At 72.8% G+C, this 26,111-nt stretch carries 27 protein-coding genes; 21 read left to right on the forward strand and 6 right to left on the reverse strand.

Annotated elements, in window-relative coordinates; all coding sequences use genetic code 11:
- Nucleotides 1–9 precede the first annotated feature (9 nt).
- Nucleotides 10–738: a helix-turn-helix domain-containing protein gene (locus tag SKED_RS08450; protein WP_012866720.1), complete on the reverse strand. Its 729-nt coding sequence runs from the start codon at nucleotides 736–738 to the stop codon at nucleotides 10–12.
- A gap of 191 nt (nucleotides 739–929) precedes the next feature.
- Between SKED_RS08450 and SKED_RS08455 the strand changes: the two genes are divergently transcribed.
- The 7 genes from SKED_RS08455 (at nucleotide 930) to SKED_RS08485 (ending at nucleotide 8,834) form a co-directional block, all read left to right on the forward strand.
- Nucleotides 930–1,973 carry an MBL fold metallo-hydrolase gene (locus tag SKED_RS08455; protein WP_012866721.1) on the forward strand — a complete coding sequence of 348 codons (1,044 nt, stop codon included), beginning with the start codon at nucleotides 930–932 and terminating at the stop codon, nucleotides 1,971–1,973.
- The gene (locus SKED_RS08460) at nucleotides 1,970–3,391 is read left to right on the forward strand and encodes an amidohydrolase family protein (RefSeq protein WP_012866722.1); all 1,422 of its coding nucleotides are present in this window, start codon (nucleotides 1,970–1,972) and stop codon (nucleotides 3,389–3,391) included. The genes SKED_RS08455 and SKED_RS08460 overlap by 4 nt, the downstream gene beginning before the upstream one ends.
- 5 nt (nucleotides 3,392–3,396) lie before the next feature.
- Nucleotides 3,397–4,212, forward strand: a complete 816-nt coding sequence (locus SKED_RS08465) for an ABC transporter ATP-binding protein (protein ID WP_081448069.1) — start codon at nucleotides 3,397–3,399, stop codon at nucleotides 4,210–4,212.
- Nucleotides 4,209–5,186, forward strand: a complete 978-nt coding sequence (locus SKED_RS08470; RefSeq protein WP_012866724.1) for an ABC transporter permease — start codon at nucleotides 4,209–4,211, stop codon at nucleotides 5,184–5,186. Before SKED_RS08465 ends, SKED_RS08470 begins: the two co-directional genes overlap by 4 nt.
- A 178-nt stretch (nucleotides 5,187–5,364) precedes the next feature.
- Nucleotides 5,365–6,546, forward strand: coding sequence for a substrate-binding domain-containing protein (locus tag SKED_RS08475; RefSeq protein ID WP_012866725.1), 1,182 nt, complete (start codon nucleotides 5,365–5,367; stop codon nucleotides 6,544–6,546).
- 145 nt (nucleotides 6,547–6,691) lie between these two features.
- The gene (locus tag SKED_RS08480) at nucleotides 6,692–8,056 is read left to right on the forward strand and encodes an FAD-binding oxidoreductase (protein ID WP_012866726.1); all 1,365 of its coding nucleotides are present in this window, start codon (nucleotides 6,692–6,694) and stop codon (nucleotides 8,054–8,056) included.
- Nucleotides 8,034–8,834: a creatininase family protein gene (locus tag SKED_RS08485; RefSeq protein WP_012866727.1), complete on the forward strand. Its 801-nt coding sequence runs from the start codon at nucleotides 8,034–8,036 to the stop codon at nucleotides 8,832–8,834. The genes SKED_RS08480 and SKED_RS08485 overlap by 23 nt, the downstream gene beginning before the upstream one ends.
- Before the next feature lie 99 nt (nucleotides 8,835–8,933).
- Here SKED_RS08485 and SKED_RS08490 read toward each other — a convergent pair whose 3' ends face one another.
- The 3 genes from SKED_RS08490 to SKED_RS08500 all read right to left on the reverse strand — a co-directional run bounded on the left by SKED_RS08490 (nucleotide 8,934) and on the right by SKED_RS08500 (nucleotide 11,301).
- Nucleotides 8,934–10,172, reverse strand: a complete 1,239-nt coding sequence (locus tag SKED_RS08490) for an acetamidase/formamidase family protein (RefSeq protein WP_012866728.1) — start codon at nucleotides 10,170–10,172, stop codon at nucleotides 8,934–8,936.
- Nucleotides 10,173–10,182: 10 nt separating this feature from the next.
- Nucleotides 10,183–10,629, reverse strand: coding sequence for a cupin domain-containing protein (locus SKED_RS08495; RefSeq protein WP_012866729.1), 447 nt, complete (start codon nucleotides 10,627–10,629; stop codon nucleotides 10,183–10,185).
- A 123-nt stretch (nucleotides 10,630–10,752) separates the two neighbouring features.
- Nucleotides 10,753–11,301: a flavin reductase family protein gene (locus tag SKED_RS08500; RefSeq protein WP_012866730.1), complete on the reverse strand. Its 549-nt coding sequence runs from the start codon at nucleotides 11,299–11,301 to the stop codon at nucleotides 10,753–10,755.
- A gap of 236 nt (nucleotides 11,302–11,537) precedes the next feature.
- Between SKED_RS08500 and SKED_RS08505 the strand changes: the two genes are divergently transcribed.
- Together SKED_RS08505 and SKED_RS08510 are read left to right on the forward strand one after the other, a co-directional pair.
- Nucleotides 11,538–13,124: an amidohydrolase family protein gene (locus SKED_RS08505; RefSeq protein ID WP_012866731.1), complete on the forward strand. Its 1,587-nt coding sequence runs from the start codon at nucleotides 11,538–11,540 to the stop codon at nucleotides 13,122–13,124.
- A gap of 10 nt (nucleotides 13,125–13,134) precedes the next feature.
- Complete coding sequence (locus SKED_RS08510) at nucleotides 13,135–13,527, forward strand: VOC family protein (RefSeq protein ID WP_012866732.1); 393 nt, start codon at nucleotides 13,135–13,137, stop codon at nucleotides 13,525–13,527.
- On the opposite strand, the gene SKED_RS19470 is transcribed toward SKED_RS08510, so the two are convergent.
- Nucleotides 13,467–14,294: a helix-turn-helix domain-containing protein gene (locus tag SKED_RS19470; RefSeq protein ID WP_012866733.1), complete on the reverse strand. Its 828-nt coding sequence runs from the start codon at nucleotides 14,292–14,294 to the stop codon at nucleotides 13,467–13,469. The genes SKED_RS08510 and SKED_RS19470 overlap by 61 nt on opposite strands.
- Nucleotides 14,295–14,547: 253 nt before the next feature.
- On the opposite strand from SKED_RS19470, the gene SKED_RS08520 reads away from it, so the two are divergent.
- The 11 genes from SKED_RS08520 (at nucleotide 14,548) to SKED_RS08565 (ending at nucleotide 24,412) form a co-directional block, all read left to right on the forward strand.
- Entirely contained in the window at nucleotides 14,548–15,366 is an 819-nt protein-coding gene (locus SKED_RS08520) for a metal-dependent hydrolase (RefSeq protein WP_012866734.1), read from the forward strand.
- A 123-nt stretch (nucleotides 15,367–15,489) separates the two neighbouring features.
- The gene (locus tag SKED_RS08525; RefSeq protein WP_012866735.1) at nucleotides 15,490–15,843 is read left to right on the forward strand and encodes a DUF1801 domain-containing protein; all 354 of its coding nucleotides are present in this window, start codon (nucleotides 15,490–15,492) and stop codon (nucleotides 15,841–15,843) included.
- Between the two features lie 85 nt (nucleotides 15,844–15,928).
- Entirely contained in the window at nucleotides 15,929–16,099 is a 171-nt protein-coding gene (locus SKED_RS20280; protein ID WP_012866736.1) for a hypothetical protein, read from the forward strand.
- A 150-nt stretch (nucleotides 16,100–16,249) separates the two neighbouring features.
- On the forward strand, nucleotides 16,250–18,280 hold the full coding sequence (gene thrS / locus SKED_RS08530; protein WP_012866737.1) for a threonine--tRNA ligase: 2,031 nt from the start codon (nucleotides 16,250–16,252) through the stop codon (nucleotides 18,278–18,280).
- Nucleotides 18,277–18,855, forward strand: a complete 579-nt coding sequence (locus SKED_RS08535) for an HIT family protein (RefSeq protein WP_012866738.1) — start codon at nucleotides 18,277–18,279, stop codon at nucleotides 18,853–18,855. Before thrS ends, SKED_RS08535 begins: the two co-directional genes overlap by 4 nt.
- Complete coding sequence (pgsA, locus tag SKED_RS08540; protein WP_012866739.1) at nucleotides 18,849–19,496, forward strand: phosphatidylinositol phosphate synthase; 648 nt, start codon at nucleotides 18,849–18,851, stop codon at nucleotides 19,494–19,496. Before SKED_RS08535 ends, pgsA begins: the two co-directional genes overlap by 7 nt.
- Nucleotides 19,497–19,499: 3 nt before the next feature.
- Complete coding sequence (locus tag SKED_RS08545) at nucleotides 19,500–20,453, forward strand: phosphatidylinositol mannoside acyltransferase (RefSeq protein WP_012866740.1); 954 nt, start codon at nucleotides 19,500–19,502, stop codon at nucleotides 20,451–20,453.
- Nucleotides 20,453–21,661, forward strand: coding sequence for a glycosyltransferase family 4 protein (locus SKED_RS08550; RefSeq protein WP_012866741.1), 1,209 nt, complete (start codon nucleotides 20,453–20,455; stop codon nucleotides 21,659–21,661). Before SKED_RS08545 ends, SKED_RS08550 begins: the two co-directional genes overlap by 1 nt.
- Nucleotides 21,658–22,362 (forward strand): hypothetical protein, encoded by a 705-nt coding sequence (locus SKED_RS08555; RefSeq protein WP_012866742.1) that lies wholly within the window; start codon nucleotides 21,658–21,660, stop codon nucleotides 22,360–22,362. The genes SKED_RS08550 and SKED_RS08555 overlap by 4 nt, the downstream gene beginning before the upstream one ends.
- The gene (locus SKED_RS08560) at nucleotides 22,352–22,969 is read left to right on the forward strand and encodes an NUDIX hydrolase (RefSeq protein ID WP_012866743.1); all 618 of its coding nucleotides are present in this window, start codon (nucleotides 22,352–22,354) and stop codon (nucleotides 22,967–22,969) included. The genes SKED_RS08555 and SKED_RS08560 overlap by 11 nt, the downstream gene beginning before the upstream one ends.
- A gap of 72 nt (nucleotides 22,970–23,041) precedes the next feature.
- Nucleotides 23,042–24,412 carry a DEAD/DEAH box helicase gene (locus tag SKED_RS08565; protein ID WP_012866744.1) on the forward strand — a complete coding sequence of 457 codons (1,371 nt, stop codon included), beginning with the start codon at nucleotides 23,042–23,044 and terminating at the stop codon, nucleotides 24,410–24,412.
- Here SKED_RS08565 and SKED_RS19970 read toward each other — a convergent pair.
- Nucleotides 24,294–25,013: a hypothetical protein gene (locus tag SKED_RS19970; protein ID WP_012866745.1), complete on the reverse strand. Its 720-nt coding sequence runs from the start codon at nucleotides 25,011–25,013 to the stop codon at nucleotides 24,294–24,296. The two genes, SKED_RS08565 and SKED_RS19970, sit on opposite strands and share 119 nt — an antisense overlap.
- A gap of 339 nt (nucleotides 25,014–25,352) precedes the next feature.
- On the opposite strand from SKED_RS19970, the gene SKED_RS08580 reads away from it, so the two are divergent.
- On the forward strand, nucleotides 25,353–26,111 hold the full coding sequence (locus SKED_RS08580; RefSeq protein WP_012866746.1) for a YebC/PmpR family DNA-binding transcriptional regulator: 759 nt from the start codon (nucleotides 25,353–25,355) through the stop codon (nucleotides 26,109–26,111).

Here is a 26,111-nt window from a genome sequence, read left to right on the forward strand (position 1 = left end):
GGGTGCTCCTCAGGTGTCGGGGTCTGCGCTCGCGGACCCGTGCTCGTGGTCGGTGTCACCGGCGTCCTCGGGTCCCGAGTGGACGACGAGGACGACGCACTCGTCCGTGCCGACGCGCCGGTGGCGGTGGCGGACGGAGCCGGGGTAGCCGATGCTCTGCCGGGCCTCGAGGGTGTACAGCGTGGTGGTCCGTGCTGCCTCGGGGGATGCGTCTAGGGCGGTGCCGGCCGCGCCGTAGGAGCCTTCGTGGGGGTCCGGTGCGGCGAGCTCGACCTCGAGGCGACCCGAGACGACGTACACGAGCTCGTGCCGGCCGTGTGCAAAGTAGCCCTCGAAGGTTTCTGGGACGTTAAGGAACTCGGTGACGTCTGCGCCGCCCTCGACGTGGCTGAGCAGACGGGCCGACCCGGCCTGGACCGTGAGGGCAGGGCTCTGCCCGGACACGACACCCGGACCCACCGGCGAGGTGGACGGCGGGGTGGCGGCGGCGAGGAGCGCCTGCTGCGTGGTGCCCAGCGCCTGGGCGATGAGGTAGAGCGAGCGCATCGAGGGTCGGGCGCGCCCGCGCTCGAGCTGGCTGAGGAACGAGTGCGAGAGCCCGCTCGACCCGGCGACCTCGACGAGGGTCCGTCCGAGCGCGTGCCGGCGCGCCCGGACGACGGTGCCGAGGCGCCGGTCGGCGCTCTGCTCGGGGTCCCCGGGCGGGGGAGTGGTCGGTTCGTTCGTGGTCGAGGACATCGGTCACACATCCGGTTCCTGGTCGTTACGTCGACGAAACAGTCGCTGCCTACGGTTCTGAATGTTAGTCACATCAACATCGCTCCGAGCGGGTACGACCCGCCGCACGCACCGCACCTTCGGCCTCCGCCCCGCAGCCCCACCCCCGGCAGCCCGCGCTGGCCCCCCGTCCCACGACAGCAGGAGGTGACATGACGACCACGACCACAGGCACCACGACAGGCCCCGGCCCCACGCACGACGGGTACGCCACGTGCGCCCCGGCAGCCGACTGGTTCCACGTCGCCGACCTCGGCGACGGCATCACGCTGATCTCCGAGCCCGGGCACGTCAACTGCTTCCTCGTGCAGGGCACCGAGCGCGCCCTCCTCTTCGACACCGGCACCGGCCTCGCCCCCGTCTCCGAGGTGGTCCGCCACCTCACCGACCTCCCCCTCCTGGTCGTCGTGTCGCACGACCACCTCGACCACCGGGGCGGGAACGCCGACGTGGTGGCGCACGCCGACGAGCTCGCGCTCGTCGGCATCGCCGCCCACCCGACCGCCCTCGAGCCGGGCTCGACCCTCCACGGCGCGGTCGACCGCGGGTTCCTCGACGCGTACGCCCAGGCGATGCGCACCGTGGTGGACCAGTACGAGACCTTCGCCGCCCTCGACGCCCAGAGCTTCTACGTCCTGCCCACCCTCGACGCGGGCGACAGCCCGCTGCGCCCCGTCCCCGACACGACGTCGTGGACGGTCCCGGCAGTCCGGCCCGACGTCGCGCTCGCGGACGGCGACGTCCTCGACCTCGGCGGCCGGTCGCTGCGTGTGGTGCACACCCCCGGGCACAGCCCGGACTCGCTCTGCCTCGTCGACGACGCGCACGGCGTGCTGCTCGCAGGGGACACCGTCGTCGCGGCCGCCTCGTGGCTGCACGGCGCGGGAGCCGACCTCGACGACTTCGCCCGCTCGACGGCCGCCCTCGCCGGGCTGCCGCTGCGCCGGGTGCTCACCGCCCACAACCTCTGCGCCGAGCGCCCGCCGTCCTACGTCCGCTCGGTGGCCCAGACGGCCGAGCGGGTGCGCGCCGGCCAGAGCACGCCGAGGCCGGGGACCGACCTGCTGGGCAACCCCGTCGACCGCCACACCCACGACGGCGTGACGCTGCTGCTGCCGCCCAGCCCCACGTCGCCCAGCCCCACGTCGTCCGCCGCACCATCCAGGACTGACCCGCAGACCGAGGAGATCGCATGAACCAGGTCATCACGCTCGGCGCACCGGACGGTGCGCCCCGGGCGACGGGGCTGACCCCGGACCGCATCACCGGGGTCCGGCTCGTCGACGGGACCCTCGTCGACCTCACGCTCGCCGCGGGACGCATCACCGGCATCGTGCCGGCGGCCTCGGGGTCCGCCGCCGACGGTGCTCCCGACGGTGCCACCGAAGGCGTCACGCTCGACGCGTCCGGGTGGCGGGCGCTGCCGGCCACGACGGAGCCGCACGCCCACCTCGACAAGGCGCTCTCGGCGGAGCGCGTCGACTACTTCTCCGGGACCACCCAGAACGACCTGCCGGCCGCGATCGAGCAGTGGAGCGGCCTGCTGGAGAGCATCGACGAGGAGGACATCCGCACCCGGGCCACCCGGGCGGTCTCCCGCTATGTCGCGCAGGGCACCACCACGGTCCGCACGCACGTCGACTTCCCGCGGACGGGCGACCCGCTGCGCGGCCTGCGGGCGCTGGTGGCGGTCCGCGAGGCGCTCGCCGGGGTCCTCACGCTCCAGATCACCGGCCTGACCGGGTTCCACACCCCCGGGTCGGTCATCGACGACGCGGTCGACCTCGGCCTCGACGTGCTCGGCGGGTGCCCGCACCTGTCGCCCGACCCGCACCACGAGACGACGCGCGTGCTCGACGTCGCCGAGCGCACCGGCCTGCCCGTCGACCTCCACACCGACGAGCAGACGGGCACCGAGCACCTCGACGTCGTCGACCTCGCCCAGCAGGTGATCTCCCGCGGCCTGACGCAGCGGGTGACCGCGAGCCACTGCGTCCGGCTCGGCTCGCTGCCCCCCGACGAGCTCCGCCCGGTGCTCGACCTCGTCGCCCGGGCCGGGATCGGGATCGTCACGCTGCCCATCACCAACCTGTACCTCCAGGGCTGGGACGCGACGCACCTCGCCCCCCGCGGCCTCACCGCGGTCCGGGCGATCCTCGACGCGGGCATCCCGCTCGCCGCCGGTGCCGACAACCTGCGGGACCCCTTCAACCCCGTCGGACGCGCCGACCCCTACGAGACGACGTCGCTGCTGGTGACCGCAGGCCACCTCACGCCGGTCGAGGCGCTCGCCGCGGTGACGACCGGGCCGCGGACGGTGCTCGGTCTGCCGGCGGTCCTCGACGTCGGCCCGACCCGCCCGGCCGCCCGGCTCTGGGCCGACGGGGCACCCGCCGAGCTGCCCGTCGCCGACCTGGTGCTCGTCCCCGACGTCGACCTGGGCGACGTGCTCGCCGGGAACGTCGGCTCCCGGGTCGTGCTGCACGGCGGGCGGGTCCTCGCCGACACCCGGACGGCGCAGACCCTCGACCTCAGCGCACGGCACCACCCGGCCGGCGCCCCCGGCGAACCTGTCTCGACCTCCTTCCGCCCAGCCCTCGAGCACGTGAGGTGACCACCATGAGCACTCCGACCTCCAGCACGGCGACCACGACCAGCACGGCGACCACCAGCACCCCAGACCGTATCCAGCACGTCTCCCAGACCCGGACCCTCGTCATGGAGGGTGTCTCCAAGACCTTCTCGACGGGGACCGTCGCCCTGACCGGCGTCGACCTGACCGTCGCGGCAGGGGACTTCGTGTCCGTGGTGGGACCGTCCGGCTGCGGCAAGTCCACGCTGCTGCGCCTCGCGTCCGGGCTCGACGACGCGACCGAGGGCACGGTCGAGGTCAACACCGACTCGACCAGCTACGTGTTCCAGGACCCGACGCTGCTGCAGTGGCGGACCGCGCAGAAGAACGTCGAGCTCATCGGCGAGCTGCGGTCGCGGTCCAAGATCGACCGGCGCCGCGCCGCCCAGGAGGCGCTCGAGCTCGTCGGCCTCGGCGGCTTCGAGCGGCAGTTCCCGCGGCAGCTCTCCGGGGGGATGCGCATGCGCGTCTCGCTGGCCCGCGCGCTCGTCGCCGAGCCTGACCTCTTCCTCTTCGACGAGCCCTTCGGCGCCCTCGACGAGATCACCCGGCTGACCATGCAGACCGAGCTGCAGCGGCTCTTCGCGCTCAAGCAGTTCGCCGGACTGTTCATCACCCACTCCGTCTCCGAGGCGGTGTACCTCAGCACCCGGGTGATCGTCATGAGCGGTCGCCCCGGCACCGTCGTGGCCGACCTCCCCGTGCCGTTCTCCTACCCCCGCCCGCCCGAGCTGCGCTTCGACCCCGCGTTCGCCGAGCTCGCCGGGACCGTGTCCGCAGCCCTCGAAGGAGACCACCGATGAGCGCAGAGACCCGCACGCCCGCGACGGGCACGTCGCCCACGGCCGAGAACGCGACGCCGGTGACCGGGCAGCCGGGTGCCGTGACCGCGCCCGGTGCCGCGCCCGCGACGTCCGCCGGGGCCACGTCCACGCCGACGACCAGCAGCCCGCAGGGCTCTCGGGGCTCTCGACGCCGCCGCGCGGTCCCGGCAGCGGTGCGCAGCGCCACGGGCTCGGCGCTGCCGGTCCTCGGGGCGCTGGGCGTCGCGATCGGGCTCTGGTACGCCATGACCTACCTGGTGCTGCCCGAGGGTCGACGGTTCCTGCTCCCGCCCCCGCACCAGGTCCTCACCGAGTCCGTCCTCGACTGGTCGAAGCTCGAGCCGATGCTCGTGGCGCTCGCGCTCACGGCCCAGGTGGCGCTCACCGGCCTGGTGATCGCCGTGGTCCTGGGCATCAGCCAGGCGATCCTCATGAGCCAGGCGCGCTGGCTCGAGCGGTCCCTCTACCCCTACGCGGTGATCTTGCAGACGATCCCGATCCTGGCCCTGGTGCCGCTCATCGGCCTGTGGTTCGGCTTCGGCTTCACCTCGCGGGTCATCGTCTGCGTGATCATCGCGCTGTTCCCGATGATCTCGAACACGCTGTTCGGCATCCAGTCGGCCGAGCCCGCCGCCCACGACCTGTTCACCCTCAACAAGGCCACCCGGGCGCAGCGGCTCTGGAAGCTCCAGATGCCGGCGGCCGTCCCGTCGATCTTCGCCGGGCTCAAGATCTCGGCGGGCCTGGCGGTCATCGGCGCGATCGTCGGCGACATGTTCTTCCGCCAGGGCGCACCGGGCATCGGCAGCCTGCTCGACGTCTACCGGGCGCGGGTCGAGTCGGAGAACCTGCTCACGGCGATCGGTCTCGCGTCGCTGTTCGGAGTCCTGGTCTTCGCCTTCTTCACCGCGGTCGACAAGGCGGTCCTCAGCCGCTGGTACGGCAAGCGCTGACCGCCTGACCACAGGCCTGCAGCCGCCTACCTCTGCACCTGCTCCCGCACCTACCCCCACAGTCCAGCGACCCGCACGAGCGGGCCGCTCCACCGAGCACACCCTCGTGCCGGTGACCAGCGCACCAGACCGCCACACCCGTCCCCCCATGCTCCGCCCCTCACCAAGGAGTCGCACCATGATCCGCTCCAGAGCAACCGTCGTCGCCGGGTCCACCCTCACGCTCTTCTCCCTCCTCGCCCTGAGCGCCTGCTCGTCGGGCGAGGACGAGGCAGCCGCCTCCGCACTGGAGGTCCCGGCCGCCGAGGCGGGGTCTGCCCTCGACCTCGCCGACGTCTGCCCGGCGACCGTCGTCATGCAGCAGGACTGGGAGCCCGAGGCCGAGCACGCCGGCATGTACTCCCTCGTCGGCTCCGACTACACGATCGACACCGACAAGAAGCGCGTCACCGGCTCGCTCGTCACGCAGGGCGTGGACACGGGCGTCGACATCGAGGTCCGCCCCGGCGGCGCAGCGATCAGCTACCAGTCGGTCACCTCGCAGATGTACGTCGACCAGGACATCATGCTGGGCGCCGTGAACACCGACGGTGCCGTGGCGTCGTCGGGGAACCAGCCCGTGACGGCGGTCGTGGCACAGCTCAACATGAGCCCGCAGGTCATCATGTGGGACCCGGACGCCTACCCGGGCGCCACCACCGTCGAGGAGATCGCGGCCGACGGCGCGACGATCGTCGTCTCGGGCGGCGGCAGCAACCTCGGTGCGCTGCTGTCGGGCAACGGCACCGTCCCAGCCGACCAGGTCGACCCGTCGTACAACGGCGACCCGTCGCGGTTCGTGGGTGACCCGACCATCGCGCAGCAGGGCTTCGCCACGGCCGAGCCGTACGTCTACGAGAACGAGGTCTCGGCCTGGGGCAAGCCCGTCGCCTACCAGCTCGTCTCCGAGGTGGGCTACACCATCTACCCCGAGCCCCTCGCGGTGCGCACCGCCGACCTCGAGGAGTACCGCCCCTGCCTCGAGAAGCTCGTCCCGATCCTCCAGCAGACCCAGATCGACTACCTGTCCGACCCCGACGCGACCAACGCGCTGATCGTCGAGCTCGTCGAGAAGTACAGCACCGGGTGGGTCTACTCCCAGGGGGTGGCCGACTACTCGGTCCAGGCGATGCAGGACCTCGGGATCGTGCAGACCGACACCTCGGGGATCTTCGGCGGCATGGACGAGGCGCGCATCCAGGAGGTCATGGACACCTTCACGCCGATCCTCGAGGCCTCCGGCACGGACGTGGCCGACGACCTCGTGCCCTCGGACCTGTTCACCAACGAGTTCCTCGACACCTCCATCACGCTCGACTGAGCGTCCGCAGGTCTCGACGCCGCCCCGGAGGCTCTCCCCGCGGGCGGGCCCGTACCTCGTAGGCCCGCCCGCACCCTGCCGGCTCAGCCGCCCCTGCCCCGCCCCGTCCCGCCCCGTCCAGTCCCGCCCCGAACGAAGGATGCGTATGTCCCTCACACCCGAGGCCGTCGCCTCGTTCGCCGACCTCGTCACCCGCGAGCTCGGCGAGGGAGTCGCGAGCACCGACCCCGCCCTCATCCTCAAGTGCTCCTCCGACTGGTCCAAGATGTCGCCGATCCTCCAGGAGAAGCTGCCCCCCGGGCGGTTCCCCGCGGACCTCGTGGTCCGTCCCACCTCGACCCGGCAGGTGCCCGCCTTCCTGCGCCTGGCCTACGAGCACGACGTCCCGGTGGTGCCACGCGGTGCCGGCACCGGGAACTACGGGCAGGCGACCCCCTTCACCGGGGGAGCGGTCCTCGACCTGCGCGGCCTCGACCAGGTGCTCGAGGTCGGCGACGGCTTCGTCACCGCCCAGGCCGGAGCGAGGCTGACGGTCGTCGACGACGCGGTGCGCGCCACCGGGCAGGACCTCTGGATGTTCCCGTCCACCAAGGGCTCGAGCATCGGTGGCTTCGTCGCCGGCGGCTCCGCCGGCACGGGCACGGTCGAGCACGGCACGACCGCCGACGGGTTCGTCCGCGCGATGACCATCGCCCCCTGTGACGGGTCCGGGACGGACTTCCGTGTCGAGGGGAGCGCCACGGTCCCGTACATCCACACCTACGGGGTCACCGGGGTCGCCACCGAGCTCACGGTGCGGACCGACCCGGCGCGCGAGTGGGTCGCGCTGTACGCCGCCTTCGCCGACTACGGGCAAGCGCTCGCGGTGCACCGCACCCTGGCCGACCTCGCGGTCCTGCCCCGGCTGGCGTCCCTCGACGAGCCCGGACTCGTGGGGACCCTGCCGGCCCCGGTCGAGCTCGACGCGACCCGCACCAGCCTGCGCGTCATCCTCGAGGTGTCGACCGTCGACGAGGTCCGCCGGCGCGTGGTCGCCGCGGGCGGCGAGGTGGTGGCCGTCTACGAGGACTACGCCGAGACGGACCGGCTCTCGTCGATGTCCTACAACCACCCCGTGTACTTCCTGCAGCAGTCGGGGTACCCGTGCTTCCACCTCGAGGTGGGCGGCCGTGCCCTGTGGGACACCCCGGACCTGGTCCGCACGGTCTACCCGAACGCCATGGTCCACCTCGAGCTGCGCACGCAGGGCCCGCTCGGCATGTACGTCGCCGACTACGAGTCCGAGGCGCAGGTCCTCGCCGGCTTCGAGGCCCTCGAGGCGCTCGGCGTCGGCATCCACAGCCCGCACCAGTGGATGGTCGACCGCCACGTCGCCGAGGCGCTCGTCACCGCCCCCGTCACAGACCCCAAGGGTCTGCTCAACCAGCTCAAGCTCGACCGAGACGGTGCCGCCCCCGCACGGGTGGACACCAGGAACGAGGTTCTCGTTGCCCGCACCCCAGCGTCCTGACGCCCCCAGGTTCATCGACCTCACCTACCAGCAGGTCGGCGCCCTGCCGCCCAGCACCGTCGCGGTCCTCCCGCTCGGCGCGATCGAGCAGCACGGCGCGCACCTGCCCGTCTCGACCGACCACCTCGTGGCGTCGAGCGTCGCCGAGGCGGCCGTGGCCACCGTCGCCGAGTCCGGTGCCGCGCACGCCCTGCTGCTGCCCGGGCTGGCGTACACCAAGTCCGACGAGCACCACTGGGCACCGGGCACCATCTGGCTCGGCTGGGAGACGCTCATGGCGACCCTGGTCGACATCGGGCGCTCGCTCGCGGTGTCGCCGGTCGAGCGGCTCATGTTCGTCAACGGCCACGGCGGCAACTCGGCGCTCGGCCAGGTGGCCTGCCGCGAACTGCACCGGCGGTTCGGCCTCAAGACCTTCTTCGCGCACTCGAGCATGCCGCGCGACCAGGGCGGGGGCCTGGCGCCCGACGTCGACCCCGAGAACGGCTTCGGGGTGCACGGGGGACGGGGGGAGACCTCGATGGTCCTGCACCTGCGGCCGGACCTCGTCCACATGGACCTCGCCACCCGGCAGGTCCCCGAGCGGATGGCGCAGTACGAGCACATCGGCTTCGGCAAGGCCGTGAGCTTCGGCTGGACCTCCGACGACTTCGGCCCTGGCGGCGTGATCGGCGACCCGACCGGTGCGACCGCCGACCACGGCAAGGTGCTCTTCGAGGGAGCCGTGTCGAAGGTCGCCGCTGCCATCGTCGAGGCGAGCGTCTTCGAGATCGGCTGACCCGCACCCAACGCCACGACGCACCGCAGCGTGACGCGTGGAGCACGAGAAGAGGTCCGTACCCCGGGAGGGGCACGGACCTCTTCTCGCGCCGGTGCCTCAGACCTGCGGGGGAGCCGAAGGTCCCCGGAGCTCACGGAGGTCGGCCTTGCGGATGGTCCCGTGGACCCCGCACACCTGGTCGACCACCTGCGACACGGCGAAGTCACCGGCCGCCGAGAGATAGGCGTAGGCGTGGGCGGGGTGCATCCCCTCCCGCTCGAGGAGCGCGAGAGCGCACCGCGTGGCGTCGCGCACCGCCTCACCGAGGTCGGCGTCCAGACCGATCGCCACGAGCAGCTCGTCGGTCTCCGCCCACGGTCCGGTCGGACCCGGGGTAGTCGTGGGACCTGGCGCGCTCGCGGACGCGTCGCCCGCGCCGTGCGCGTCGCCCTGCCGGACGAGGTCGAAGCGCAGCAGGGCGCGCAGCGGCGCCTCGAAGGCGGTGAGCGCGACCTCCCCGTCACCCTGGCTGAAGTGCGGGTCGCCCACGTAGGCGAGGGCGCCGGGCACCTGGACGGGCAGGTGCAGGGTCGACCCGACCCCGAGCACGGAGACGTCGAGGTTGCCCCCGTGCTGCCCCGGTGGGACGGAGTGGGGGCGGGTGCCACCGGCGACCGCGACCCCGGTCGTCCCGAGGAACGGGGCGAGCGGGAACCGCACCCGGCGCGGGTCGCCAGGCCCGGCGGGGAGGGAGCCGGAGAGGCCGTCCGGGCCGTCCTCGACCGTGCACAGGAGCGAGACCGGACCGGGCGAGCGCGGGTCGGGCATCTCTCCCGGGAGGGCACCGCGCCCGTGCCGGCTCGACACGACCCCGTACCCGGCACGCAGGCGCAGGTCCACGACGGTCACCGACAGCACGTCACCGGGCAGGGCGCCGCGGACCTCGACCGGTCCGGTGACCACGTGCGGACCGTCGACCGCGGGGTCGTGGGCGACCTCCCGGGCCACCCGGACCGCGTCGTCGAGCACGTCCTCGCCCGGCACGCCGTGCCCGGTGAAGAACGCCACCGGGTCGCGGCCCTGGTCCTCGAGGATCCCCTCGTGGCTCACCGTGTCGACCCAGACCTCCTGGCCCGGGTCGACGCTCAGCACGGGGGAGTCGGACGCGCACGGCAGCCGGCCCCACAGCACCGTCTCCGGCGTCGCCGGGAGGTACCCCGGGACGTCGGACGGTGCGACCGGCCGGTCGCCGAGCGGCTGCATGACGCGCACGCCGGACGCGACGGACGGCGCCGCCCCCGGGAGGGACGGCGCCGCCGCGGTCTCGCTGCTGGACATCGTCTCGGTGCTGGTCACGCGCGAGCCCTCAGACCGCCGTCGGTGCGAGCGAGGCCACCAGGTGACCCAGGTCCTCGGCGGTCAGCGGGGCCGGGGTCCCGTCGGTGACGAGCCTCGCGAAGCCGCCGTCGTTCGCCATGATCGTGATCGTGTAGAGACGCTGGTCCGCGGAGGTGTTGAGGATCCGGTGCTCCGACCCGGGCTGCAGGATCAGCACGTCCCCGGCGACCAGCTCGTGCACGTCCGCGTCGCTGTGCGCCTCCGCCTGCCCGGAGAGCACGATGAAGATCTCCGCCGAGTCCTCGTGCGAGTTGAGCGGCTGCGCGCCGCCCGGCTCCCAGATCTCGAGGAACACGCTCGTGCCCGTCCCGTGCGACGGCCCCGCGAGCTCGGCCAGCCGGACCGTGTCGTCGGGGGAGATCAGGTAGCCGGGGATGTCGGAGAGCTTGCGGATGATGGGTGCTGCGCCGGACATGGTGGTTCCTCTCGACGTGCGGACGGGGCGGTGGTGCGGGCGGGGCGGTGGGGCTTCGGTGGCTCTTCGGTGACTGATGGCTGGAGCGGGGGAGCACGGTGGGGCGGGACAGGGCCCGACGGCTCAGGCCGCCGGGCGGGTCGGCAAGGAGTGGAAGGTGCGGGCGAGGTAGCCGAGCGCGTGCGGGTGCTCCTCCTCGGGCCGCAGCACCTCGGTGACGTGGCCCAGCACGAGCGTGTGGTCACCGGCCTCGACGACCCGGGACACGGTGCACGCGACCGCACGGACGCTGTCCCGCGGCAGCCAGGGCAGCCCCTCACGCGTGGTCGCCCGCGCGACCGGCCCCGACTCCGGGGCGAACTTGTCCTCCGCACGGCTGGCGAAGGCCGAGGCCACCCGGGAGGCGTGCCCGCCGAGGACGTTGGCCACGAAGGCACCCCGGGCCAGCAGGGCCGGGAGGGTGCGCGACGTGTTGTCGACGCACACGCCGAAGATCGGCGGGTCCATGCTCACGCTGAACCCGGTCGTGACCGTCAGCCCGGTCGGCGTGCCTCCGTCGTCGGTGGTGATGACGCAGACACCCCCGGCGAGGGTCGACATCGCCTCGCGGAACGCGGCGCCGACGTCCTGCCCGGGCAGCGTGCCGGTGATGGTCCGGACGACAGTGCTCACAGGTACCTCCTCGTGCTCTCGACGATGTTGATGTGATCAACATTCACGCTAGAGGCGATGTGTTACAGACGAGAAGACCCCGGTTTCCGGCGTGTAAACGTTGTGGAACGACCACGTGAGACACGCCCAGACGCCGCCACCAGCACCGTAGTGTCCGGGACAGCCGCCGACGCGAGCACGCCTACGCCTCCCCACCCGGAGCGACCTCGACGACGCCGGCACACCAGGAGCCTCCTGTGACCACCGCTACGACCCGCCCCACCTCCGCACCACGCCTGACCATCGTCAACGCGCTCCTCCTCCCCATGGCCGACCCCGGCACCACCACCCACCCCGACTGGTACGTCGGGTGGCTCACCGTCGGCCACGACGGACGCATCACCGGCATCGGCCCCGGCGAACCGCCCACCACCACCGCCACCGGAGAGGTCTCCGAACCCGACGGCGCTCGCGGACCTGCCGTCGACCAGGGCGAGGTCTTCGACGCGCGCGGTGCGATCGTCGCCCCGGGGTTCGTCTCCGCGCACAGCCACATCTACACCTCAGGGCTGCGCGGCCTGGCGCACTCCGAGACGCTCTACCCCTGGGTGCTGAAGAACAACGAGGCGCTGCTCGGCTCGGGCGCCGAGGACGTCTACTGGTACACGCTCCACGGGAGCCTCGACTTCGTCGACAACGGCATCACCTCGGCGTACAACTTCACGCACTCGCGCGTCGCCTGGCTCTACGACGCCGCCACCGGGCACAACGCACCGGCGCGCATCCGTGGCACCGACTACGTGACGCGCCAGCTCGACGGGTGCGTCGACGCAGGCCTGCGCGTGGTCCACAGCGTCCGGCTCGACGACGAGGCGTTCACCGAGGCGGAGGCCCTCGACGCCTTCGCCCAGACCGTCGAGGACAGCCTGACCCGTGCGCCTGCCGACCAGCACCTCGGGACCTCGATCATGGGGGCCGTCCAGTGGTCGGCCGCCGCGCGCACCGCCGAGCTCGAGGCGCTGACGATGCGCACCCACCGGGTGAGCAACCAGGCGCACTTCGTCGAGACGGCCGAGAACCTCGACACCCAGCGCGCCAAGTTCGACTGGTACGACGCCGCAGGAGCGCTCGGGCCCACCTTCCTCTTCGGGCACTTCGTGCACCCGACCGACCACATGGTGGCCCGCGCCGTCGAGACGGGCAGCGCCATGGTGTGGCAGCCGACCTCCAACGGTCGGCTCGGCTCGGGGATGGCCGACGTCGCACGGTTCCGCGACCTCGGCATGCGGATCGGCATGGGGCTCGACGACCAGTCCTGCACCGACGTGTCCGACCCCTTCCAGAACATGCGCATCGGCCTCTACACGGTCCGCGCCCGGCACAGCGACGCCTCCGTCATGACCCCGCGCGAGATCCTGCGCATGCACACCCTCGGCTCCGCAGAGGTGCTCGGCGCCGCCGCGTCGGTCGGCAGCCTCGAGGTGGGCAAGCAGGCCGACCTGCTCGTCGTCGACCCCCGGCACCCCGACACCGGCCCCGTGTGGGACGTCTACGCGACCTACGTCATGGCCTGCGGGCTCCGGAACCTCACGCGCGTCTACCAGGGAGGGCGCCTCGCCTCGCGCGACGGCGTCTCGACGAACCCGCTCGCACCGCAGGCCACGCTCGAGCTGCACGCACGCATCGTCCACGGTGCGCGGTCCGAGGGCATGCACCTCGACCACGTCCCGGACGAGGCGGTCCTCGAGCGCGCCGCCGCGAGACGGGGCCACGTGCTGCCCGTGCTGCCCGTGCCCTCGGAGCGTGGCCGATCCGTCCAAGACCTCGCAGCCCAGCCCCGCTAGCCTCGGACGCATGACTCCTCGACTCGACCTCGTCGGCCTCGTCACCGCCGACATGCCCCGCTCGCTCGCCTTCTACCGCCTCCTCGGCCTCGACATCCCCGCAGAGGCCGACACGGAGCCGCACGTCGAGGTCACCCTGCCCGGAGGGCTGCGCCTCGCCTGGGACACCGTCGACACCATCCGCAGCTTCGACCCCGGGTGGACGCCTCCCACCGGAGGCCACGCCAGCTCGCTGGCCTTCCTCTGCGACTCGCCCGCCGAGGTCGACTCTGTCACCGCGTCCCTCGAGGCCGCGGGCACCACCGTGCACCACCAGCCCTGGGACGCCTTCTGGGGGCAGCGCTACGCGACCGTGCTGGACCCCGACGGCAACCCCGTCGACCTCTTCGCCCCGCTCGGCTGAGCCGGGCGCGGCAGCACGACCGCCGGGGTCCGGCCGGTGAGCGCGACCACCTCGCGCGACAGGTGCGCCTGGTCCGCGTAGCCGGACCGGGCCGCGACCTCGGCGAGCGTCCAGCCCTGCGCCGCCAGGCGCACCGCCGCCTGCAGCCTCAGCACCCGACGCAGCGTCGTGAGCCCGTACCCGAAGAGGTCGTGGCTGTGCCTGCGGAGCTGGCGCTCCGACCACCCGGTGGCCCGGGCGACCTCGGCGACGCCCGCGCCCGCGGTCGCCATGCGGAGCATCACGCCGCGACCCACGGCGTCTCCTGTGGAGCCGTCCGCCCCAGGACGACGGCTGACGTCGCGCTCGACCACCCCTGCCACGCGCGCAGCGGTGCCGGCGGTCGGGCCACCGGACACCGTCCGCTCGACCGCGTCGGACAGGCGTCGCGCCACCGTCGCGGGCCACAGGTCCTCGAGGGGGACGCGACGGTCGACCAGCTCGTGGGCGGGGACGCCGAGCACCGCAGGAGCCGCCCCGGGCGCGAACCGCAGGCCTGCCGCGCTCCTGCCGGGCCCCAGCGGCGCCAGGTGCCCCCGTGTGTCGGGGCCGGCGACCAGCAGGCGCCCCTCGGACCACAGGATGTCCATGCTCCCGTCCGGCACGACCAGGTCGGCCACGCGGGGCACCGGGGGAGCGGCGCCGTCGTCCGCAGGGGCCGACGCGGTCGACGGCTCGACCTGCCACACCGTCCCGCCCGGGACCGCGGACCTCCGCTCGCTGTACACGGACCCATCGTCCACCACGCAGCCCGCTCGGCCGAGCCCGACGCTCGGCGAGGCGGTCGAACACGTGTTCGGGTCGGTGATAACCTCGGCTCTCCCGCCGACGGCACGACGCCCCAGCGCCGGCAGCCAGCCGACCCGGAGCCGAGCCTGGGCCGGCCCGACGGCACGTCCCGCACCACCCGAGGAGCACCCGAGTGAACGCCCTACGCGCCCGACGCGCCGCCACCCTGCGCACGGCAAGGGGCTCGCGCCGATGATGGGCGCCAGCCACGCCGTCTCGGGCGCTGCCGCCTGGGTCGCGCTCACCTCGACCGCTCCGATCGCCCTCGGCACGCACCCTCTCCCGCCCCAGGGCGTCATCATCGGAGCGCTCGTCACCGCCGGCGCCGCCCTGCTGCCCGACGCCGACCACCACTCCGCGACCATCGCACGCTCGGGCGGCTTCCTCACCCGCGGCCTGGCCGGTGCTGCCGGAGCGGCGTCGGGAGGTCACCGCCACGGGCTCCACACGGCGATCGCCGCCGTCGGTGCCGCGCTGCTCACCGGGCTGGCGGACCGGCTGACCGCGACGGTCCCGCTGCTCGGCACGATCCCGCTCGGGTCGGCCCTGGTGCTGCTGGCCCTGGTCGCCTTCGCGAACAAGGCGCTCGACCTCGGGCGGTCCGGGGTGGTCAACCTCTGGCTCGGTGCGACGGTGGTGACCGTGGCCGTGCTCGCCTGGGCGCCGGAGCAGCTCGAGTGGCTCCCGCAGGCCGTGCTGGTCGGGTTCCTCGTCCACCTCGTCGGCGACCTCCTCACCACCGGCGGGCTGCCGCTGCTCTGGCCGTTCCTCGTCAGGCCGCCGCGCAGGCTCCGCAAGGCCCCCGTGCTCCGGCGGGTGTGGCTGCCGAACGGGTACGTCGCGCTGCCGGTGCTCGGCCGCACCGGGTCGGCACGGGAGCAGGCGCTCACCGCCGTCCTCAGCCTCTACGCCGGTGCGCTGGTCGTCGTCGCGGCCGGGCGGCTCGTCGACGGCATCGGTCGCGGCACCGCCGGTGCTGCCAGCGCCGCCGGCGTCGCCGGTCTCGGCTGAGGCCCCTGGGTGAAGCGTCGTGCCGGGCCACCCGCCGAGGGGCGGGACACGTGCACGGGTGCGATGCTGCTGACCACAGCCCTCCGCGACGACCGGAGGTCTCGACCGAAGGGCAGGACCCTCATGGCATCGACCCCCGTCACCACGTACGTCGCCGGGCTCGCTCCACCGCTGCGCGAGGTCGCGGAGCGTCTCGTCGAGATCCTCGACGCCGGCCTGGAGGGGCGTGACGGGGTCATGTGGCACGGCCACCCCGTGTGGATGGACGGCAAGACCCCCGTCGCCGGCTTCAAGGCCTACAGCGCGTACGTCACGCTGATGCTCTGGCAGGGCCAGCGCATCGACGACGCCACCGGCAGGCTGGCGGGGAGCGGCTCCGCGCAGATGGCCTCGACCAAGATCGCGACCGTCGACGACATCGGGGAGGCGACCATCTCGGGCTGGCTCCAGGCCGTCGACGACCTCCCTGCTGCGTGACGGGTGTCACAGGACTAGGTTCTGACGTACCGCCGGTGCGCGCCGGTGGTGCACACCAGGAGCACACCACCAGAGGGAGCAGACCATGAGCGAGCAGGGCAAGGGTGGACTCGGAGACTTCGCCGGCAAGGCGAAGGACTTCCTCACGGACGACAAGATCGACTCCGTCGCGGACGCCATCAAGTCCGTGGCGCCGGACTCCGTCGACGCGAAGGTCGACCAGCTGGCAGAGAAGGCGAAGAAGGCCAACGACTGACCGACCTCCTCCGCCCGGACACCAGCCGGCCATCAGCAGGCCACCAGCAACGCGGCCGGTGGCCTGCGGCACGGGTCCCACAGGTGTCGGTACCATCGAGGGGCGCTCTCGCACGAGGGCGCCCCTCGATCGTCCTAGGAGAAGACCACCGTGCCCGAGTCGCCCGAGTCGTCAGCGCTGCACCCCGACGTCACCATCACCCTCGACGGCACGCAGACGACAGTGACCACCGCGACCACCGGCACCGAGCTCTTCGCCGACCGCAAGGACGTCGTCGTGGTGCGCGTGGGCGGCGAGCTCAAGGACCTCGCGAGCACCTTCACCGAGGGAGACGTCGTCGAGCCGGTCACCATCGACTCGCCCGACGGCCTCGACGTGCTGCGCCACTCCGCCGCGCACGTCCTCGCCCAGGCGGTCCAGCAGGTGAACCCGACCGCGAAGCTCGGCATCGGCCCGCCCATCACCGACGGCTTCTACTACGACTTCGACGTCGCCGAGCCCTTCACCCCCGAGGACCTCAAGGCCCTCGAGAAGGCCATGATGCGCATCGTCAAGGAGGGCCAGACCTTCCGCCGGCGCGTCGTCACCGAGGCCGAGGCGCTCGTCGACCTCGCCGACGAGCCCTACAAGATCGAGCTCGTGGGCCTCAAGGGCTCGAGCGACACCGCGGGCGAGGGGGCCTCGGTCGAGGTCGGTGCCGGCGAGCTGAGCATCTACCAGAACGTCAGGCGCAACGGCGACGTGGCCTGGGAAGACCTGTGCCGCGGCCCGCACCTGCCCAGCACCCGCCTCATCGGCAACGGCTTCCAGCTCATGCGCTCGGCCGCCGCCTACTGGCGCGGCAGCGAGAAGAACCCGCAGCTGCAGCGCGTCTACGGCACCGCCTGGCCCACCAAGGACGAGCTCAAGGCTCACCTCGAGCGTCTCGCCGAGGCCGAGCGCCGCGACCACCGACGCCTGGGCAGCGAGCTGGACCTCTTCTCGTTCCCGGACGAGATCGGCTCCGGGCTGGCCGTGTTCCACCCCAAGGGCGGCATCATCCGCTCCGAGATGGAGCAGTACTCCCGCAAGCGGCACGTCGAGGAGGGCTACTCCTTCGTCAACACCCCGCACATCACCAAGGAGCAGCTGTTCCTCACCTCGGGGCACCTGGACTGGTACGCCGACGGCATGTACCCGCCCATGCACCTCGACGAGGAGGTCGACGCTGACGGGACCGTGCGCAAGGCCGGGCAGAACTACTACCTCAAGCCCATGAACTGCCCGATGCACAACCTCATCTTCGCCTCGCGCGGACGCTCGTACCGCGAGCTGCCGCTGCGCCTGTTCGAGTTCGGCACGGTCTACCGCTACGAGAAGTCCGGCGTCGTGCACGGTCTGGCCCGCGGGCGCGGCTTCACGCAGGACGACGCGCACATCTACTGCACCCGCGAGCAGATGAAGGACGAGCTCACCACCTCGCTCAACTTCGTGCTCGGCCTGCTCAAGGACTACGGCCTCGACGACTTCTACCTCGAGCTGTCGACCCGTGACCCGGAGAAGTCCGTCGGCACCGACGACGCCTGGGAGGAGGCCACCCGCACCCTCGAGGAGGTCGCGGTCGCCTCAGGGCTCGACCTCGTCCCGGACCCGGGCGGCGCCGCCTTCTACGGCCCCAAGATCTCCGTCCAGGCCAAGGACGCGATCGGTCGCACCTGGCAGATGTCGACCATCCAGCTCGACTTCAACCTCCCCGAGAAGTTCGACCTCGAGTTCGCCGCGGCCGACGGCACCCGCCAGCGTCCGGTGATGATCCACCGTGCGCTCTTCGGGTCGATCGAGCGGTTCTTCGCCGTGCTCACCGAGCACTACGCGGGCGCCTTCCCGGCCTGGCTCGCGCCCGTGCAGGTCCTCGCGGTCCCCGTCGCCGAGCCCTTCAACGACTACCTCGCCGACGTGGTCGCCCAGCTCCGCAAGGCCGGCGTCCGCGCCGACCTCGACGACAGCAGCGACCGGTTCGCCAAGAAGATCCGCACGGCCAGCACGCAGAAGATCCCCTTCGTGCTCATCGCCGGGGGAGAGGACGCCGAGGCCGGGGCCGTGTCGTTCCGCTACCGCGACGGCCGCCAGGAGAACGGTGTCCCGGTCGCCGAGGCGATCGAGCGCGTCCTCGCCGCAGTCCGGGACCGGGTCCAGGTGTGAGCGAGCAGGCATCCGACCACCCGGGTGAGCCCGACGGGCTCGAACGTCTCTGGACGCCGCACCGCATGGTGTACATCGGCGGGCAGGACAAGCCGGCCGACGCGTCCTCCGACGAGTGCCCGTTCTGCCGGGTGCCCTCGCTCTCCGACGAGGACGGCCTCGTCGTCGCCCGGGGCGAGCACGCCTACGTCGTGCTCAACCTCTACCCGTACAACTCCGGGCACCTCCTGGTGTGCCCGTACCGGCACGTCGCGGACTACACGGACCTCACGACCGACGAGGTCGTGGAGGTCGCCGAGCTGACCCGGACGGCCATGTCGGTCGTCCGGGCCGTCTCCGGTCCGCACGGCTTCAACCTGGGCATGAACCAGGGGGCCGTGGCCGGTGCCGGCATCGCGGCGCACCTGCACCAGCACGTGGTCCCGCGCTGGGCAGGCGACGCGAACTTCCTCCCGGTGGTGGGGCGGACCAAGGCGCTGCCGCAGCTGCTGTCCCAGACCCGCGACCTGTTCGCCGACGCCTGGCCCGCCACCCCGCACACGACCACGACCACACCGGAGGACGAGCCGTGCTGAGCCGCCTGAGGGGCCTCATGGGCCGCCTCTTCCACCCCCTCGCGAAGGCGCTGCTCGCCGCGAAGGTCTCACCCGACGCGGTGACCGTCTTCGGGACCGTCGGGGTGCTCGTCACCGCGCTCTGGGCCTTCCCGACCGACCACCTCGTCGCAGGAGCGGTGATCATCGGGCTCTTCGCCTTCCTAGACTCCCTCGACGGGACCATGGCCCGCCTGGCGGGGCGCTCGGGCAGCTGGGGCGCGTTCCTCGACTCGACGCTCGACCGGCTCGCCGACGCCGCGATCTTCTGCGGTCTCGCCGCGTACTTCCTGCTGCACCACGACGGCCCGACCCGCGTCTGGGGCGCCGCGGCAGCGATCGCCTGCCTCGTCGTCGGATCGATGGTCTCCTATGCCCGGGCACGAGCCGAAGGGCTCGGGATGACCGCGGACGTCGGGATCGCCGAGCGCGCCGAACGCCTCGTGGTGTCCCTCGTGGCCGCCGGCGTCGTCGGGCTCGGCCTGCCCGTCGTCGTGCTCGTCGTCGCCCTCGTGGTGCTCGCCCTCGCGAGCGTCGTCACCGTCGGCCAGCGGGTCGCGACGGTCCATCGCCAGGCGCTGGCCGCGACGGCCGCCGAGCCGTCCACGACGGTCGAGGGCTGAGGGGTGGCGCTCGACGCCGGACGGCTCTTCCACCTCGCGTGGCGGCACGCCGGAGCCGTCCCCGCACCCGTCCTGCGCGGCGTGACGGTGGTCGCAGCCGACGTCGTCTGGCTGATGCGCACCGGCGGCGTGCAGCAGCTCACGCGCAACCTCGCCCGGGCGCGGCCGACGGCGAGCCCGCGCGAGCTGCGCCGGCTGGCACGCGCGGGCATGCGCTCCTACATGCGCTACTACGGCGAGGCCTTCGTCATGCGCCACGCGACCCCCGAGCAGGTCGAGGCGCGCGTCCGGGTCGTCGGCTACGACGAGACCCGTGAGCTCGTGGCTGCAGGCGTCACCCCGGTGATCGCCCTGTCGCACCAGGGCAACTGGGACCTCGCCGGCGTGTACGCCAGCGTGCACATCGCCCCCGTCCTCACGGTGGCCGAGCGGCTCGAGCCACCCGAGCTCTACGAGGAGTTCAAGGCCTTCCGCGAGGACCTCGGCATGGAGATCCTCACGGCCGGCGACCCCGGCGTGTTCCGCTCGCTGCTCCGGGCCGCGCAGAAGCCCGGTCGGATCGTCTGCCTGCTGGCGGACCGCGACCTCTCGCACCGCGGCGTCGAGGTCGACTACCTCGGTGCTCGTGCGCGCGTCGCGGCCGGCCCTGCCGCCCTGGCGGTGTCCACGGGTGCGCCCCTCATGGCCGCCGGCATCTACTACGAGCGCCTGACCGGCGCCCGCCGTGCTGCCGCGGGGACGCCGTGGGGCATCGTCATCAGGTTCCACCCGTCGATCCCGGTGCCGGCAGAGGGCACCACCAAGGAGCGCGTCCAGGTGGTCACCCAGCGATGGGTCGACGACCTCGCCGGCGACATCCGTGCCCACCCGCAGGACTGGCACATGCTGCAGAAGGTCTTCGTCGAGGACCTCGACGCGGCACGCTACGCACGCACCGTGCAGAAGTCGGAGAGCTGATGCCCACGCGAAGCCTGAGGGTCGGGATCGTCTGCCCGTACTCCTTCGACGTCCCCGGGGGCGTCCAGTTCCACATCCGTGACCTCGCCGAGGCGCTCATGGCCCAGGGGCACACCGTCTCCGTGCTCGCGCCCGCCGACGAGGACACCCCCATCCCGGACTACATCACGTCGGCCGGCAAGGCGATCCCGGTCAAGTACAACGGGTCCGTCGCCCGGATGACCTTCGGGCCGCGCACCGCCGCCAAGGTGCGCCGCTGGCTCAAGGAGGGGCAGTTCGACGTCCTGCACCTCCACGAGCCGGTCACCCCGAGCCTGAGCATGCTCGCGCTGTGGATCGCCCGCGGGCCCATCGTGGCGACCATGCACACGGCGCTCATCCGGTCGCGCGCGCTGCAGGCCGCCTACCCCCTCGTGCGGCAGAGCCTCGAGAAGATCTCCGCGCGCATCGCGGTGTCCGAGGACGCCCGGCGCACGCTCGTCGAGCACATGGGCGGCGATGCCGTGGTGATCCCCAACGGGGTCTACGTCGACACCTTCGAGCAGGCCGAGGCCGACCCACGCTGGGTGGGCACCGCCGAGGCGCCGACCATCGCGTTCCTCGGGCGCCTCGACGAGCCGCGCAAGGGCCTGCCGGTCCTCACCCGTGCTGTCCCGGAGATCCTCCGCGCCGTCCCCGGTGCGCGGTTCCTGGTGGCCGGGCGCGGCGACGACGGCCGTGACGCCGCCCTCGCCGAGCTCGGCGAGCACGCCTCCTCGGTCGAGTTCCTCGGGTCGATCACCGACGAGGACAAGGCCGCGCTGCTGTCCTCGGTCGACCTCTACATCGCGCCGCAGACCGGGGGCGAGAGCTTCGGCATCGTGCTGGTCGAGGCCATGAGCGCCGGCGCCTGCGTGGTCGCGAGCGACCTCGGCGCCTTCGAGCGGGTCCTCGACGACGGGCGCGCCGGCTACGTGTTCCAGGTGGGTGACAGCGCCGACCTCGCACGCACCGTCCTGCAGGCCCTGTCCGACCCGGAGGAGCGTGCGCGACGCACGGCCCTGGCCTCGACGGCGGTGCGCCAGTACGACTGGTCGACGGTCACCAGCCAGGTGCTCACGGTCTACGAGATGGTCCTCGAGGCCTCGCGCGCCCTCGGCGGCGTCGAGGAGGACCCGACCTCCGTCACCGGCAGGCGACGTGGCGGCCGGACGGAGGTGGCCCGATGACCTGGTCCGAGACCGCGGTGATCGTCATCGCCGTCGTGCTGGTGCTCGGGTGGCTCGTGTGGGTGTCTGCTACCCGCCTCGACCGCTTGCACCGCAAGGTGGTCGCGTCCCGGCTCGCCCTCGACGCCCAGCTGCTCCGACGGTCCGCCGTCGCGGCCGAGCTCGCGACCTCGGGCGTGCTCGACCCCGTGAGCTCCGTGCTCCTGCTCGAGGCGACCCGGGACGCCTCCTCGGGCTCCTCCGACGGTGAGCGCGAGCTCGCCGTCGCGGTCCCCGACCTGGAGCCCCTCGTCCGCGAGCCGCAGGCCGACGGCCGCGCCGGCCGCGGCCCCTCGCGCGGGACCGTCTCCCGGGCGCTCGAGGGCGACCTCGGCGACGAGAGGTCGCAGGCCGAGAGCACCCTGTCGTCGACCCTGCGTGCCGTGCTCGACGACCCGGCCGAGGTCGAGGACCTCTACGAGCTCCCCGAGGCCGGGGTGCTGCTCGACGACCTCGCGGGTGCCTGGTACCGCGTGCAGCTCGCCCGCCGGTTCCACAACGAGGCCGTCGACCAGGCGCAGCGCATGCGGGCCAAGGTCCTCGTGCGTGCGGTCCGCCTGGCCGGTCGCGCCTCCATGCCGCAGACGGTCGAGCTCGACGACACCTGGCCGGTGGCGCTGCGCCGCCCGCGTGCGATGCCCGGGGCCACCGGTGGAGCCTGACGCACCGGTCGAGCCTGGCGGCCAGCCGGTCGACCAGCGCGACGACCAGCGCGAGCTGCAGGACGCGCAGGAGCGCAGCCTGCAGCTCGACGCCGGGTGGACGGTCGGGCCCACAGGCCTGCGGACACGCTCTGCGGCGCGCGTGATCCTCGTCGACGAGCAGGACCGCGTGCTGCTGGTCCGCGGGCACGACGCCGACGAGCCGACCCGGCACTGGTGGTTCACCGTCGGCGGCGGCATCGACCCGGGGGAGACGTCCCGGGAGGCCGCGGTCCGCGAGGTCTTCGAGGAGTCCGGGCTCCGGCTCTCCGTCGAGGAGCTCGTCGGCCCCGTGGTGACCCGGTCGGCGATCTTCGACTTCGCCCGCGAGAGCTGCCTGCAGCACGAGGAGTTCTTCTACGCGCGGGTGACGCACGACGGCACGCTGGTCCGCGACGGCTGGACCGAGATCGAGGCCGGGTTCATCGACGAGATGGCGTGGACCACCACCGCCGACCTGCGCAGCACCGAGGACGAGGTCTTCCCGCGCGAGCTCGCCGACATCGTCGACGGGCTGCTCGGCGGGTGGGACGGCGTCGTCCGCGCGATCGGCCTGGAGCGCGACTAGCCACGAGCGTGCCCCGCCGTCCGGCAGGGTCAGGCACACTGGAGACCCCCGGGTACGAGAGGCACCACCGTCATGACGAGCTTCACCGACTTCTCCCTGCCCGCAGCCCTGTGCGACGAGCTCGCACGGCAGGGCATCACCACGCCCTTCCCGATCCAGGTCGCGACCCTGCCGGACACCCTCGCGGGCAAGGACGTCCTCGGCCGCGGCCGCACCGGGTCCGGCAAGACGCTCGCCTTCGCGCTGCCGCTGGTCACCCGGCTCGCGGCGACCAAGCCGCGGCGCGCCGTGCGCGTGCCGCGCGCGCTGGTGCTGTGCCCCACCCGCGAGCTGGCCAACCAGATCGAGGCGACCCTCGCGCCGCTCGCACGGTCGCTCGGGCTCGTCACCACCGTCATCTACGGCGGGGTGACGCAGCGGCGCCAGGTGTCGGCGCTCAACGGCGGCGTCGACGTCGTCATCGCCTGCCCCGGACGGCTGGAGGACCTGCTCCAGCAGAAGGCGCTCACGCTCGAGGCCGTCGAGGTGTCGGTCATCGACGAGGCCGACCACATGGCCGAGCTCGGGTTCCTCCCCGGTGTGCGGCGCATCATGAAGAAGACCCCGCGGGGGAGCCAGCGGCTGCTGTTCAGCGCCACCCTCGACCACGGCGTCGACGAGCTCGTCGACCGCTTCCTCGACCGACCGGTGACGCACGTCGTCGAGAGCCCGCGGTCCTCCGGGGCGGCCATGACCCACCACGTGCTCGCCGTCCCCGACCCCGGGGAGAAGGCCGCCGTGGTCGCACGGCTCGCGTCGGGCACGGGGCGCCGGGTGCTCTTCACCCGGACCCGGCTGCAGGCCAAGAAGCTCGCCAAGATCCTCACCGCGCAGGGCATCCCCGCGGTCGAGCTGCACGGTGACCTCGCCCAGAACGTGCGCGAGCGCAACCTCGAGGCCTTCACCTCGGGGCTCGTCCGGGTGCTGGTCGCCACGGACGTCGCCGCCCGCGGCATCCACGTCGACGGCGTCGAGCTCGTGGTGCACGTGGACCCGCCGGCCGAGCACAAGTCCTACCTGCACCGCTCGGGCCGGACGGCTCGTGCCGGGCGCGCGGGCGACGTGGTGACGATCATGCTCCCCGAGCAGCAGGGCGAGGTGCGCGACCTGCTGCGCCTGGCCAAGATCACGGCGAAGCACCAGCAGGTGACCGTGGGCGACGTCGTCGTGACCCGGCTGGTCGGCGAGGTGGCGCCGTTCGTGCGGCCGTCGAGGACCACCGGCTCGGGCCAGGCGCTCCGCTCGGCCCGAGCACCGCGGGTCCCGGGCGAGGAGGCCCCCGCCGTCAGTAGCCCTGCGGTCGGTAGCCCGGCGGCGGGTAGCCGTAGCCGGAGGCCGACGACGCCGCGACCTTCTTCTGGTTCGAGCGGCGCACGCCCCACCAGATCGCACCGGCGACCGTGAGCGCGAGCCCGAGCAGGCCGCCGAGGACACCGGCGACCACGAGGACCACCCCGACCCCGATGTCGCGGGCGAGGCCCTCGACCGCGCTCGGGTCGACCACGGCGACGTCCCAGGACCGGGTCTGCGACGAGACCACGTCGATCGTGTAGGTCCCGGCCGGGCCGGCGGTGAACGACGCGAAGCGGGTGACCGAGGCACCGTTGAGGTCCAGGTCCGTCGAGTCGTCCTCGGGCACCACCCGGGTCGGACTGCCGTCCGGCGCGGTGACCTCCGTCGACGACGGCATGGTGCGCCCGCTCGTGCGGTCGATCGAGACGAGGGAGTAGGTGCGCCCGGCCTCGGCGTCGAGCTCGAGCGGCTGGCCGGCCTCGCCCCGCGCGATGACGATCGACCCCGGGCCGCCGTCCAGCGGGTCGGCGACCACGTCGGCGATCGACCGGATGCCGATGATCAGGAGGACGGTCGCCACGACGAGAGCCAGCACGCCCAGGAGAGTGAGCACCCGGCCGCCCGTCGTCGAGGTCTTCGGGGTGCGGAGCGAGTAGGGGCCGCCTGCCGGCTGCCACCGTCCTGGTGGGGGAGACGTGTACGGCTGGCTCATCAGGGGTGCTCCGTGCGGTCGAGGGCGGGTCGCGGTCGTCGGGTCTGGTGAGGTGCGCACGGTCCTCGACGAGGAGTCGAGCGTAGCGCTCGGCGGGCTGCCCGCCAGGGGGACCGGTCACCATCGAGCCGACCGAGCCGCGCCGGGCGCAGCCCGCCCGACCGCACCGCTGCTCGACTCCCGGTAAGATCGACGCAGTCCGGCGCGGCTGCGCCGAGCGAACGACACGCGCGGGCACCGGTCAGCACCGACCGGAGCCGGTCCGCGGAGCCGGCCGCTCGACGCCGCAGGGCGCCACAGCAGCTGTCCGAACCGATCGTTCGCAAGGAGTACTCAGGCATGTCAGGTCACTCCAAATGGGCCACCACGAAGCACAAGAAGGCGGTCATCGACGCCAAGCGTGGCAAGCTCTTCGCCAAGCTCATCAAGAACATCGAGGTGGCCGCCCGCACGGGCGGCGGTGACATCAACGGCAACCCGACGCTCTTCGACGCGGTCCAGAAGGCCAAGAAGACCTCTGTCCCGAACGACAACATCGAGCGCGCGCTCAAGCGCGGCTCCGGCCAGGAGGCCGGCGGCGCCGACTACCAGACGATCATGTACGAGGGCTACGGCCCCGGCGGCATCGCCTTCCTCGTCGAGTGCCTCACCGACAACAAGAACCGCGCGGCCGCCGAGGTCCGCATCGCGTTCACCCGCAACGGCGGCCAGCTGGCCGACCCCGGGTCCGTCTCCTACCTGTTCTCCCGCAAGGGCGTCGTCATCGTGCCCAAGGACGGCACCGACGAGGACTCGGTCCTCGAGGCCGTCCTCGAGGCCGGTGGCGAAGAGGTCAACGACCTCGGCGAGTCCTTCGAGGTGCTCTCCGAGGCCACGGACCTCGTCGCGGTCCGCACCGCGCTCCAGGAGGCCGGCATCGAGTACGACTCGGCCGACGTCGTCTTCCACCCCTCGATGCAGGTCGAGGTCGACGCCGAGGGCGCCCGCAAGGCGCTCCGCCTCGTCGACGCCCTCGAGGACTCCGACGACGTGCAGAACGTCTTCGCCAACTTCGACGCCTCCGACGAGGTCATGGCGGAGCTCGAGAACGACGACTGA

It is taken from the genome of Sanguibacter keddieii DSM 10542, from assembly GCF_000024925.1.
Taxonomy (GTDB): Bacteria; Actinomycetota; Actinomycetes; order Actinomycetales; family Cellulomonadaceae; genus Sanguibacter; species Sanguibacter keddieii.